Origin of the sequence: Leucobacter sp. Psy1 (assembly GCF_020096995.1) — a bacterium.
Taxonomy (GTDB): Bacteria; Actinomycetota; Actinomycetes; order Actinomycetales; family Microbacteriaceae; genus Leucobacter.
In genome coordinates this window covers 263,422-275,956 of record NZ_CP083692.1, presented here as the reverse complement: position 1 = coordinate 275,956, position 12,535 = coordinate 263,422, and the positions used below count along the sequence as shown (strand labels likewise).

Genomic DNA, 12,535 nt, shown 5'->3' with positions numbered 1-12,535 from the left:
CCTTCGAAACTCCCGACTCAGCTTGACGGCGGCAGCGGTCAGCATGCTCCTCAGCGTCACACTCGGAACCCCGGCATCCGCGGCATCACCCACTGCCACAGAATTGCCTCACGCCGTATCTACGGTCACTGTCACCGATGAAAGCACCGGAACCGTGATTTTCCAGAAGAGCACAACGATTGAGCTCGATCCCGAAGAGAACGCGGTGACCGCCGCGGTCGAAATCCCGTCAGCTCCATTACTTTCATCATTCGCTTCAGTCTCGGGCTCTCAGAACCCCGGGTCCCTGGGCTCCACCCTCACCATTCACTACTCGGCAAAGAAAGATCAGATTCGCACTGAGCGCGTGACGGGAAGCTGGTCGCCGGGCCGCGGCATTATCCTCAAAAACAGGTCCGTGCAGGCTTATAGCGGAGGGCAGTACACGAAGACTATGAAGAAGTCACCGCGGAGCAATTCGTATGACTACTCCACAGGCTGGGGCTGGGGGATCAAACCTCCTTCAAGCCCTTACCTCTCCCCTCGGGCCCTCGCCCAAACTCAGTACAAGCTGAGCGGCACGGGAGGAGCCTGGCTCACGCTCTCTCACTGGGTGGATCTGCAGAATGTCTGAAGCGCACCAGGGCCGTAGCGCATCCATTCAGCAGGTCTCCACTCGGGCATTCTGGTGGACTGTCACGAGCGTGACTTTTGCCGCCGTCGCCGCTCCGCTGCTGCTCGCCGCAACACAGATCGGGATCGATCCTCGATTCGGTCACTACCTCCCGTGGGCGGCACTCCAGGCATTGATATGCCTCCTCGCGACCATCTGCTTCGGACTTCCGATCCAAGCGATCTGGAATGGAGCACTCTCCCGACCTCAGGCCCTCATCGTCTTCGGCATTGGGCTGATCGCGTGGGCGGTGACTGCAACCCTCGCCTGGGACATCGTCATCGTGCACCTGGTCGCACACCTAGCGATTCCCGCCGTTCTTCTGGGGTGCGCGAGCCTCGCGCTCGCGCCACTGAACAGGCGCTCTGCTCGCGACATCGGAGAGTAACTCTGAGGCCGGACTCGTCGGGGGACCGGCGTTCCTTCCTTAACCCATAGGCGCCAAACGCTCCCACGGTTGCAGCGCCTCCACCGCGGCGCCCACGCGGAACACCGACGCCTCGGCGTACGGGTGCCCGACGATCTGCATGCCGACCGGCAGCCCATTCCCCGCGACACCGGCGGGCACCGACAGCACGGGGCATCGGTTCGACACGTTGAAGGGGACCGTCATGTGCCCCTCCCAGTAGTGGTCGAGGTGCACGGTCGATCCATCGGCACCCGGGAGGTCCAGACCGTCGAGGTACGCACCGTCGGCGCGGAGACCGTCGACGGCGTTGACCGGTGCGACGAGCGCGTCGAAGCCTCGCATCGCCTCGGCGAGATCGGCTTGCAGTGCGGCCTCTCCGGCGAGGGTCTCGACCAGGGGCATGCGCTCCGCTGCCGCTGCCGCGTCGGCGATGAACCGCCGCGTGTACGCTGCGAGGTCGGTCATGCCCGCGGTGAGCTGTGCCATCGCTGGGCCGAGGATGTACCCGAAGTGTCCCATGGTCACGTCGCGGATGCGGGCGCTCGTCCACGGCAGCACCACCTCCTCGACGGTAGCTCCCGCGGCTGCGAGACGTGCGGCGGTCTCGCGCACGGCGTGCTCGACGTCGGGGTGAACGGGGTAGTCCCCGAGTCTGACGGCCAGCGCGATCCGCTTGCCTGCGAGCCAGCCGATCGGATCGGCATAGTCCAACGGAATCGTCTCAGCCCCGGGCACCGTGCCGTGATCGACCGGGTGCTGTCCCGAGAGCACGCGCGTCAGCAGCGCCGTGTCGGCCACGCTTCGCGCCATCGGACCGTCACCGCGGTACCAGTCGGCGGCGAGGGGCGGGAGCCCGGGGATTCGGCCGTACGGCGCCTTGTAGCCGACGACACCGCAGAACGCGGCGGGGATGCGGGTGGATCCGGCGATGTCGGATGCAGTTGCGAGCGGCGCGTATCCTGCGGCGAGCGCCGCCCCGGCTCCTCCCGACGAGCCGCCGGGTGACAGTTCGGGGTTCCAGGGGTTCCTGGTCACGCCCCACAGGCCGGAGTGCGTGACGGTGGCGCAGCTGAACTCGGGTGAGGTGGTGCGGGCGTGGACGATTCCGCCGGCGGCTCGAATCCGTTCGATGACGGGGTGGTCGGAGACGGCTCGCTCGGTGCGGAGCGCGGTGAGCCCCTGACTGAGCGGCTCGCCCGCGATGCCGTGCTTCTCCTTCGTCGCGACGGGGATGCCGAGCAGGGCGGTCGCCCCGTGCCCGATGGGCTCCTCGAGGTCACCGGCGAGATACCGCTGCTCGGCGCGTCTGGCGTCGTCGCGGGCGCTGTCGAGGATCTGCACGATCGCGTTGATGTCCGTCTCGCTCGGCGCGACCGCGGAGGCGGCATCCCCGCCGGTGTTCCGGCCGCCGTCGAGCTCGTCGATGCGGGTGAGCGTGGCGTCGAGCAGTTCGACGGGTGAGAGATCCCCCGCCCGGAACAGGGTGAGAGCCTCCATGGCACCGAGTGCCGGCAGTGCCGTCGGTGCCGCGCGGGTGTCGAGGGGTGCGGGCACGACTGCCCCGCTCATCGGGCGTCCTCCGGGGCCGTACCTGGGTAGGCGACCCCGTCGAGTGCTCCGGCCACGAGTTCGGCGAGCACCCCGGTGAGCATGGAGACGCCGCGCACCATGTCGTCGTCGGTGGTGAACTCCCGCTCGCAGTGCGAGACGCCGTCGACCGACGGCACGAACATCATGACGGACGGGGTGATGGTGTTCATCGCCACTGAGTCGTGCCCGGCCATGGTCTGCATGCGCCGGATACTGAGACCGAGGTCGCCCGCGACTCGCTCCTGCAGCGCGATGCCCTCCTGCGGGAAGTACCGGTTCGGCCGAATGTCGAAGTCGTTCGCGGCGATGTCGAGCCGCTCCTCCTCCGCGACGCGAGCGATGCGGGCCATGAGCCGGTCGCGCGCCTCCCGCACGATCGCTGGATCGTTCGCGCGGAGGTCGGCGACGAGATGCACTCGACTGTTGACGACGATCGGCGAGTTCGGTTCGACCGTCATCTGCCCGACCGACGAGACGAGGGTTCCCGGAGGGAACTCGGTGCAGATGTCGCGCACGAGGAGGGTGACTCGGGATGCGCCGACGAGCGCGTCCCGTCGATCCTCCATCGCCGTCGCTCCGGTGTGCGACTGCTCCCCCAGTACTTCGATGTCGAGCTTCTGCGTGTACCAGCTGGAATCGACGGCTCCGATCTCGATGCCCTCGCGCTCGAGGATGCGTCCCTGCTCGATGTGGATCTCAGCGTATGCGGCGAGTTCGCGCGGGCCGGCGGCATCGCCGAGGTAGCCGATCGCTGTCAGCGCGTCGCGGACGCTGGTACCGGCGAGGTCGCGGACGGCCAGGATCTCCTCGCGATCCATGAGTCCCGCGTGCACCGAGCTGCCCATGATCGACGGGGCGAAACGGCTGCCCTCCTCGTTGAACCAGTCCACGACGACGAGGTTGTTGCGAGCGGTCAGCTCGCCCGCGCGCACCCGTCGTTCGACCTCGGCGGCGGCGTGCAACGAGGCGAGGACGCCGTAGGCGCCGTCGAATCGTCCGGCGCGCGGCTGCGAGTCGAGGTGCGAGCCCGTGAGCACGGCTGGCGCGTCGGGCACGAGCTCCACGGTGGCGAAGACGTTGCCGATGCCGTCGATGTCGACCCTCCACCCGCGTTCGCGGGCGAAGGCGACGAACCAGTCGCGGGTCTGGCGATCCTCATCGGTCGCCGCCTGTCGTTCGACGCCCTGGTGCTCGGTGGCCCCGATGCGCGCGACCTCGTGGAAGTCGGCGAGGAAGCGGTGGGTGAGGTCGGTTTGAGTCATGTCTGAGGTCTTTCTCTGCGAGTCGAGTGAGGTCGGGGTCGGCCGGTTCACGCCTGGCGTCCGCGCGTCTCCGGCACCTTCGTGATCACCATGGCGAGGAGCGTCATGACAGCGATGGCGATGACGTAGAAGGCCGGCGAGAAGGGGACGTCAGTGGCGTTGACGAGCGCTGTGCCGACGAATGGAGCGGTGCCGCCGAGCACGGCGTAACCGAGGTTGTAGCTGAACGCTGCCGAGGTGAACCGGCTCTTCGTGTCGAAAACCTCGATGAAGAATGTGTAGCAGCCGCCGCCGTAGATGCAGATGGCGATGACGAAGATCATCTGGCCGAGCAGGGCGAGGCCGACGCTGCCGCTCGTCACGAGCCAGAACGCGGGGAGGGCGAGCACGGCGATCGCGAGGGCTCCACCGATCATCATCGGGCGTCGGCCGACCCGGTCGCCGATCATGCCGGTGAGCGGCAGGAGGAGCGTGTACGCGAGCATCGCCGCGCCGTTCAGCAGGAGCGACTGGTCCCGGCTCAGGCCCCCGGTCGTGGAGACGTAGGAGACGAAGTAACCCGAGAGGAAGTAGAAGCCCATCGCCGTGAGGCCCATGACGAAGACGACCTGGATCATCTGCAGCCAGTTCTCGCGGAAGGCGTCGCGAACGGGCGTGTGCTTCTCGATGACCTCGGCCTCGATCTTCTCCTCCTGCTCCTCCATCATCTCTCGGAAGGCGGGCGACTCCTCGGTCTTCGCGCGGATCCACAGCCCGACGAGGGCGAGCGGCAACGCGATGAGGAAGGGGATCCTCCAACCCCACGACATGAACGACTCATCGGACATCGACGTCGAGAGCACCAGGATGAAGAACGCCGCCACGACCGACGGCAGCGCCGTCGCGGCGAGCGTGATGTTGATGAAGAGACCGCGGCGGTGCACCGGGGCGTGCTCGAAGACGAAAGACGGGGCTCCCGCGGATTCGCCGCCCGCGGAGAACCCCTGGAGGAGGCGCATGAGGACGAGCAGGATCGGTGCCAGCGGGCCGATCACCTCGTACGACGGGAGCAGTCCGATCGCAGTAGTCGCGACGCCGATGGTCAGCAGCGTGATGACGAGTACCGCGCGCCTGCCGATGCGGTCGCCGAGCGCACCGAAGAAGAGTCCGCCGAGCGGCCGGATCAGGAAGGCCACGCCGAAGGTCGCGAACAGCGCCAGAAGGCCGGCGAGCTGGTTGTCGGAGGGGAAGAACAGGGTCGACAGCACCACGGCCGAGAGTCCGTAGAGCGCGAAGTCGTAGAACTCGATGAACTGCCCGACGCTGCCACCGGCGAGGACCCGCTTCTGCATCGAGGTGATGCCCGATCTGCCACTCGGCGCGGGTCGGCCGCCTGGTTCGGTGGCACCGGGAGCCGCGCTCCCGGGGGCGGCGGTCCGGGCACCGGCGGGGAGGGTCGAGGTTCGGGCGATGGGAGGTGGTGAAGCTTCGTTGCTGTCCATGGGCACCAGCGTGGGCGCCACGCATAGTCTCTGTCAATGGATACGCCCACGGCGCAGGCAGCGTGCGCTACCGAAGTGCGGAATCCGTAGCGTGTCCGTCTACTCGATTTTCCGTTTCACCCCTGTTACGGGGCGGTAAACCGCCGCGTGATCTCAACGGAGATTGCAGCGCGCCGCGAAATGGAGCGGTTTTCAACCGCCATTATTCATAAATCTAAGTTATGCAGTCGGCTCAGCATTATGCGAGAACGACTGCTCCGTCGGCACCCCGTACAAGCGACGACATACGTCGGCGAACGCCTCGACTCTCGGCGATCCCTCATCTGTGCGCCGCACCAGACTGACCGAGAGACCGGCAAGATCGTCGGCGAGCTCGACGACGACGGTGCGCGCCCCGCTGTACGTGCGCGGGTGCGCGATCCGCTGATTCAACACCGAGACGCCGAACCCCTGTCCGACGAGCCCGCGAACCGTCTCGTAGCCGTGCACGCGAAAACGCACCTCGGGCTCGACGCCTACCGAACGGAAGAGATTGAGATAGTAGGTCGCCGTGTGCGGCAGATCGAGCAGGATCAGCGGATCGCGCGCCAGGCGCTGCAGCGGGACCGGCTCGGGCGACCCCGCAAGCGGATGCTGCGGAGGCACGATCGCGTGCGGGAAGATCGTTTCGAGCACCTCGCTCCGATACGCCTCGAACGGCGCCATCGAATACGCCAGGGCCACATCGATCTCGCGGTCGTCGAGCAGGCGGACGAGCTCGTCGTGATCGGCCTCGACGAGTTCGAGTACGAGTTCGGGGTGCCGCCGCGCGACCGCCTGGACGAGCGTCGGAGCGCGGAACGGCGCCATCGGCAAGTACATTCCGATCCGCAGGGTTCCCGATAACGTGCCTTCCAGCCCGCCGGCACGCTCGGACAGGCTCTCAGCCTGCGTCAGCAGGGATACCGCATCGAGGTAGATCTCGCGACCGGATTCCGTGAGCCGAATCCCGACGCTGGGCACCCGCTCGAAGAGAGTGACGCCGAGCTCGCGTTCGAGTTGTGTGATCGCCGTCGACAGTGCCGGCTGCGAGATGTGCAGCTTGCGCGCGGCGATCGTCATGCTCCCGGCCCGCGCCGCCTCGGCGAAGTAGCGGAGCTGCACCAGCGTGAAGTTCGCCGCGAACATCTGACTAACCTTCGGCGGTCGTCCAGAGGGCCGGATAGTCGTATCCGAGATCGCGAACCAGGTTGCGGAGTGCGGGCAGCGAGAGCCCGATCACGCAGCTCGGAGCCCCCTCGATCTGCTCGATGAATGCACCGGCGAGCCCGTCGATCGCAAAGCCCCCCGCGAGTTCGAGCGGTTCGCCTGTCGCGACGTAGGCTGCGAGCTCGGCATCGGTGACATCCTCCGCCAGGGTGACGGTCGCCGTGTCGACGGCGCCGAGCCCCCGCGTCTCCGCCCCAGCCTGACCTGCGACATCGGTGCAGTCGATGAGCCAGTGCCCGGAGTGCAGCACGCCGGTCCGACCGCGGTGCTGCTTCGAGCGGTCGAGCGCGACCCCGGGCAGATGCGGCTTTCCGAGGATCTCCCCGTCGAGCAGGAAGGCGGAGTCACCGCCGAGCACGAGACCACCCCCGGCAGCGCGGATCTCGTCCCCGTAGCGCCGCACCACGTCCTCTGCTTTCAGCCTGCCCAGGTACTCGACGAGCTCCGGCGCCGTCAGGCGGCGATCCTCAGCCGCTTCGCGCGCCGCGACCTCGGCCTCTTCATCGACCTCCGGCGAGAAGCAGAGCGGCTCGATGCCCGCGGCGCGGAGCACCGAGAGCCGTGCGGGCGAGGTGGAGGCGAGGATCAGGCGCATATCTCAGAGCCTACAAGGATCGCTCGATGGCCCACCGGCTCTCGCTCGCGTCAGCCGACGAGCTCGGGACGGGTCTCGGTGAGCGTTGCGACGAGATCGCGACCGAGGGCTTCGCCGTTCGAAGCGACCCACACGCTTCCGAAGAATCCCTGCCAGATCTGAGGCTCGACACCCTGCTCGATGTTCTCGGCCGGCCACCCGAACGAGAGGTCGTCTGCTTCGGCTGCGACGTAGTCGGAGTCCTCGAGGGCTCTCACCAACGTGTCCCGTTGGTCGTCGTCGAGCACCGCGACCAGGGCGCCGGCCCCGTTCTGCGGCGTCGTCCAGTCGCACGCGCGACGTGTCTCTGTGGCGGTGAACGTCGTCAGCGCTGCGGGGCCGAGCTCATCCATCCACCGGATGGGCTCTGCGCTGTCCTCGCTCACCTCTGACTGACCTCCGAGGAACTCCTCGCTCATGAATGCGGACTCCCGAAAGTCCTCGCAGGTCGGCAGCGAGACCTCGGGGTCAGCCGTCGGCTCGGTCGTCGGCTCGGGTGTCGGCGTCTCGACTGTCGGCGTCGGCGTGGTTGGCTCAGACGTCTCCGACGGTTCCGGTGCGCAGGCCACGAGCGTCAGCGTGAGTGCGCACGCCGCCCCCGCCCAGAGGTGCCCGGCCCGGAAGTGCATAGCGGCAGGCTATCAGCGCCGCGCGCGCATATACCCACGGCCGGCCGTGGGAGAATGGATCTCATGTCTGCCGATTCCGCCCCCGCCGCTGCCGCTCTCGCCGTCGGAGACGAGGTCGAGCTCGACATCACGAACATCGCGCACGGCGGCGTCTGCGTCGCCCGCTACGAGGGTCGCGTCGTCTTCGTCGCCGACACGATTCCCGGGGAGCGCGTGCGCGCACGGATCATCGAGGCGAAGAAGAAGTCGTTCGCCCGGGCGGTGACGATCGAGGTGCTCACTGCGTCACCCGACCGCCGTGACCACGTGTGGCCGGCTGCAGCGCTCGATCGCGCTCCCGAGGATCGCGCGGGTGGCGCCGAATTCGGGCACATCGCGCTCGAGCGGCAGCGCCTGCTCAAGGCGCACGTGCTCGCGGACGCCATGCAGCGGTTCGGCGGCATCGAACTCGCGGCGGAACCCGAGGAGGGTGAAGGTGAGGACGCCGCGCTCGAGGACGCGCTGGCCGACCTGGTGGAAGCGGCGCCCGGTGACGAGGAGGCGAACGGCCTCGGGTACCGCACGCGCGTGCGCTTGCACGTCGACGGCGAGACTGGCCTGGTCGGCCCGTACGCCGCGCGCAGCCGCCGCGTGATCGCCGTGGACTCGTTGCCCCTCGCGACCGACATCGTGAACGAGATCGCTCCGCTGCAGGACGCGCTGCCGGACGCCGCGAACGTGGACGTCGTCGCCCCCTCAGCCGATGACCCGCGCACCCTGGTCACGCTGCAGGGCGAGAAGAAGCGCGTGGGCGCGCAGGATCGCGTCCAGGAGCTCGTCGAGGATCGCGGGTTCGTCGTCCGGGCAGGCGGGTTCTGGCAGGTCCACCGCGAAGCCCCCGCCATCCTGTTCAATGCCGTACGCGATGCGGTGCTCGACCTGATCGAGGCCGACCGCTTCGATCCTTCCGCCACGAACCTCGACCTGTACGGCGGCGTGGGCCTACTCGCGGCCGCCATGGCCGAAGCCGCCGGGCCCGCCCTCCGCGTCACCACCGTCGAGTCCGACGAGCACGCCACCGATGACGCGTCGGAGAACCTTTCGGAGCTCGTTGGAGCACTCTCCGTCACGGCCCGAGTCGATCGGCACCTCGCCGATCTCCTCGCGTCACCTGAGACGGTGCGGACCCGGGTACGACGGGCAACGGTCGTGCTGGATCCGCCGCGCTCGGGAGCCGGCGGCGACGTCATCCGTCAGCTCACGGAACTCGCTCCGGCGAACATCGTCTATGTCGCGTGCGATCCGGTCGCGCTCGCCCGCGACACCGGCACACTGCGGTCCTCCGGCTACGAGCTGACCGCGCTACGGGCGTTCGACATCTTCCCTCATACGCACCACTTCGAGACCATCGCGGTCTTCGAGCGCGAGGACTAAGCGCCCTCGACTGCGCTACTCGGCAGACTCACCGCTGCGCTGCAGCTGCCCGATCTCGTCACCGTTCTCGTTCATCACCTGCATGGTGTCGCCGTCGACGGTGACCGTCTTCACTCCGCGCAGCCAGTCGTCGATGTCGGCGCAGGCCTTCAAAGTGGACGCGCCGAGCTGCACACGAACTGCACCCTGATCGGCGAAGTACTCGCCCCCGATACCATTGCATCCGTCACTTCCGGAGAAGGTGCCGTCTTCGCCGAACTCCAGGTGGGGCTCTCCCGGCTCATCGCTCGACCAGAGTCCGAGAACATTCGATTCGATGGGTTCCATCGGCGCTTCCGTTACTTCGACTTGGGGTGCTTCCTGAGCGCCGTCTGAGGCGCATGAAGTGAGCGCTCCCAGCAGAAGCGCTCCGACGAGTGCGCCCCGGAGCTTCGAGCGTGCGCCCCGAGACAGCGAGTATGCAGTCATGAGCCGAGAGTAGAGGGTGTGGATGGGTATGCGCTCAGCGCCACCTGCGTATCGAGTGTTCTCGCGAGCCTGGTCCTTCGGATACGCGTAAAGGGCGGCGGATTCCCTGAGGAACCCGCCGCCCTTTACCGTGCTACAAGAGCGAGATTAGATCTCGTCCCCTGCCGTCTTGCGACGAGCGAGGAAGATCGCTGCGCCGCCGACCGCGATCATCCCGAGCGCGCCCAGGACGTAAGGCAGCATGGACTGCGCCTCAAAACCGGTGTTCGCCAGGTCGCCGTCGTCGGTGCCAGCCTCGCTGTCACCCGCGCCGGAGTCGCTGCCACCGTCAGTTCCGTCGCTGCCGCCGTTGCCGCCGTCAGCGTTGCCGTTGGAGTCATCGCCACCACCGGTGCCCGCATCGCTGTCCGCGACGACCGAGAAGTTGACGGTAGCCGGCTCGGAGGTCAGTCCGTCGACGGTCTGAGTCGCGGTGAGCTGGTACTCACCGGGAGCGAGCTGCGCACCGAAGTCAGCGGTCCACTCGGGGGTCGCCTCGGAGGTGTACTCCTCGCCGCCCACGTTCACGGTGACCGAAGCACCGTTCTCGCCGGTGCCGGAGACGCTGCTGGGAGCGCTGGCCTCGGTGAACTCCTCGTCGGGATCGATCGAGGTGATCTCCGGTGCGGCCGGAGCCTCAGGCTCGTCCTCGATGTTCACCGTGAAGGTGGTGGAGGCCGCCTCAGAGGTTTCCTCGTCGACCGTCTGCGTCGCAGTTACGGTGTACTCGCCGTTCTCAGTGATGTCCGCGGGAACCGTCCAGGAACCGTCGTCACCGACCGTTGCCTCACCGGTAACATCGCCCGCGACCTCGACCGCTGCACCGGCGACGCCGGTACCCGCGATCTCGGTCACTGCTGCGGTCTGCTCGGAGCCGTCCTCAGGCGCCGTGATGACCGGAGCCGGGGTGTCAGGCTGCTCGGCCGGCACTGCCTCACCCGTCAGGGTGTAGTTGCCGAGGCTGCCGTAGGCGGAGAAACCATTCGCGTTCTGCAGGGTAGCGGTCGACGGATCGCCGAAGCCGATGCCCTCGACGAGCAGCGTGTACGTGCCTGCGTCGACATTGTCTGCCGACACGGTCGCGCCCAGACCCGTTGCGACGGTCTCGGACTCGCGCTGCGGGTTGCCCTCGTCCTCAGCAACGACGGTGCCGTCGCTGTCGACGAGCGTGAGCTTCGCGTTGAGGTTCGCAGCCTGGTCGGCGACGTTGACCGTCGCGCTGACTGCGCCGCCCTCGGTGGTGACATTGAAGGCGTCGACGTCGCCCGTGGTCTCGATCACGCCGGCCTCTTCGAAGGAGCCCGATGCGTTGTCGAGGGTCGTCGCGCTGGCAGCGTCATCTCCGTGATCGTCCGCGCGGAACTCTGCGCGGTCGGTGAAGGTCAGCTGCACATCGAGGATCTCGCCGGTACCGTCGCACTGGTTGGCGTCGTTCGGAACCTGGAACTGATCGCCGGGCTGGGGATCACTGGGATCCGAACCCTCGTAACCGCAGACCGAGCCGTCTTCGTAGACCTCTCCGGTGTCCGCGTAGGTCAGGGCGACGACGAACTTCTCGGCGGATGCGCGATCGGTGATGACGCTCAGGTCATCCTCGTCTTCGGTGGCACCGTTGTAATCGCCGTTGGACCACTGCGTCACGGGAACACCGTAACCCGCACCCATGATCGGTCCCCAGAGGCCCTCAGTCGGGTAGTAGTACTCTTCGCTCGAGTGGCCATCGTGCGAGAGGCCGAAGTTGTGGCCCGCCTCGTGCGATGCCGCCTCGGCGACGGCCTTCGAGCTTCCGGTGCCCGGCGTGAACACGAATGCACCGCTCAGGAAGTCGGATCCGGCTCCACCGAGCCAAGCGACGCCGCCGGCGCCCTCGGCACCGGGAACACTGCTGGAGGGCGAGTCGGTGATGATGACGTGCGAACCGTACTGGTTGTCGTCGTCCGACGACTTCACGAGTGCGTCCTCGCCGGGATCAGTCGTCGTCACGTTGATGTTGAACGGGGCGTAGTCTTCGGCGACCGATGCCCAGACCTGCGCGGGATCGATGCCCGTGCCCGGCTCGTAGGTGAGCGTGTCTTGGCCCGCCTGCACGTTCCAGTTGGTGCCCTCGAGAGTTGCACCATCGAAGTCGAGGAAGATCGTCACGGGGGCGCCTGGGAGCGAGCCACCGACGGGATCGCCGGGTGCCTGCGCAGCCTTGAAGTCAGCACCGCTGACCGCGTGAGCCGGATCCACGTGCGCGACGAAGCCCTCGTCGGAGACGAGCAGCGAGCCCGTCGCCTCCTGCTGCTTGACATCGGCAGCGGACGTGTTCGTCTGTGCGGCAGCGAATTCGTACTTGTCGCTGTCATCGAGCGATGCGACCGCACCCTGAACTGCCTGCGACTCGGTAGTTGCCGGAGCCTCTCCCTCTTCAGCGAACGCGGCGTTCGCGAAGAAGAGGCTGCCGAAGCCGATCGTGGCCGCCGCGCCGAGCGCGAGCGGACGACGCATCGTCACTCTTTCCCCCATGTGTGCTGTTTCCTCAATGTGTAGGCATTCGTACGTCAGTACGCGAGAGACACGAGCCGGTCGGTCCGTAGTTCGTCGCGCGTGCCCGAAGGGGCCTCCGGGCGACACCCAATGCAAGCACCAGGCACCGCAAGCCAAAGTAACCTGAACGAACGCTGATCGCAAGAAAGTTATTACTTTCAAGTAACTTTCAAGCGTTGCG

Annotated in this window: 11 protein-coding genes; 3 read left to right on the top strand and 8 right to left on the bottom strand. The window is 67.2% G+C overall.

Annotated elements, in window-relative coordinates; all coding sequences use genetic code 11:
- Positions 1 to 154: 154 nt before the first annotated feature.
- On the top strand, positions 155 to 613 hold the full coding sequence (locus tag K8P10_RS01295) for a hypothetical protein (protein ID WP_224780007.1): 459 nt from the start codon (positions 155 to 157) through the stop codon (positions 611 to 613).
- The gene (locus tag K8P10_RS01290) at positions 606 to 1,040 is read left to right on the top strand and encodes a hypothetical protein (RefSeq protein WP_224780006.1); all 435 of its coding nucleotides are present in this window, start codon (positions 606 to 608) and stop codon (positions 1,038 to 1,040) included. The genes K8P10_RS01295 and K8P10_RS01290 overlap by 8 nt, the downstream gene beginning before the upstream one ends.
- Positions 1,041 to 1,079: 39 nt before the next feature.
- Here the strand turns inward: K8P10_RS01290 and K8P10_RS01285 are convergent, their stop codons facing one another.
- The 6 genes from K8P10_RS01285 to K8P10_RS01260 form a co-directional block, all read right to left on the bottom strand.
- The gene (locus K8P10_RS01285; RefSeq protein WP_224780005.1) at positions 1,080 to 2,630 is read right to left on the bottom strand and encodes an amidase; all 1,551 of its coding nucleotides are present in this window, start codon (positions 2,628 to 2,630) and stop codon (positions 1,080 to 1,082) included.
- Positions 2,627 to 3,913, bottom strand: coding sequence for a M20 family metallo-hydrolase (locus K8P10_RS01280; RefSeq protein ID WP_224780004.1), 1,287 nt, complete (start codon positions 3,911 to 3,913; stop codon positions 2,627 to 2,629). The genes K8P10_RS01285 and K8P10_RS01280 overlap by 4 nt, the downstream gene beginning before the upstream one ends.
- 47 nt (positions 3,914 to 3,960) lie before the next feature.
- Positions 3,961 to 5,394 carry an MFS transporter gene (locus K8P10_RS01275; RefSeq protein WP_224780003.1) on the bottom strand — a complete coding sequence of 478 codons (1,434 nt, stop codon included), beginning with the start codon at positions 5,392 to 5,394 and terminating at the stop codon, positions 3,961 to 3,963.
- A 219-nt stretch (positions 5,395 to 5,613) separates the two neighbouring features.
- Entirely contained in the window at positions 5,614 to 6,561 is a 948-nt protein-coding gene (locus K8P10_RS01270) for a LysR family transcriptional regulator (RefSeq protein WP_224780002.1), read from the bottom strand.
- A gap of 4 nt (positions 6,562 to 6,565) precedes the next feature.
- Entirely contained in the window at positions 6,566 to 7,237 is a 672-nt protein-coding gene (locus K8P10_RS01265; protein WP_224780001.1) for a nucleoside triphosphate pyrophosphatase, read from the bottom strand.
- A 50-nt stretch (positions 7,238 to 7,287) separates the two neighbouring features.
- Positions 7,288 to 7,905 carry a hypothetical protein gene (locus tag K8P10_RS01260; RefSeq protein WP_224780000.1) on the bottom strand — a complete coding sequence of 206 codons (618 nt, stop codon included), beginning with the start codon at positions 7,903 to 7,905 and terminating at the stop codon, positions 7,288 to 7,290.
- A 54-nt stretch (positions 7,906 to 7,959) separates the two neighbouring features.
- Here K8P10_RS01260 and K8P10_RS01255 point away from each other — a divergent pair, with 54 nt between their 5' ends.
- Positions 7,960 to 9,318, top strand: a complete 1,359-nt coding sequence (locus K8P10_RS01255) for a class I SAM-dependent RNA methyltransferase (protein WP_370631925.1) — start codon at positions 7,960 to 7,962, stop codon at positions 9,316 to 9,318.
- 15 nt (positions 9,319 to 9,333) lie between these two features.
- On the opposite strand, the gene K8P10_RS01250 is transcribed toward K8P10_RS01255, so the two are convergent.
- Both K8P10_RS01250 and K8P10_RS01245 read right to left on the bottom strand, forming a co-directional pair.
- On the bottom strand, positions 9,334 to 9,645 hold the full coding sequence (locus K8P10_RS01250) for an META domain-containing protein (protein WP_224779998.1): 312 nt from the start codon (positions 9,643 to 9,645) through the stop codon (positions 9,334 to 9,336).
- Positions 9,646 to 9,933: 288 nt separating this feature from the next.
- On the bottom strand, positions 9,934 to 12,333 hold the full coding sequence (locus K8P10_RS01245; RefSeq protein ID WP_224779997.1) for a M12 family metallo-peptidase: 2,400 nt from the start codon (positions 12,331 to 12,333) through the stop codon (positions 9,934 to 9,936).
- Positions 12,334 to 12,535: the final 202 nt, after the last annotated feature.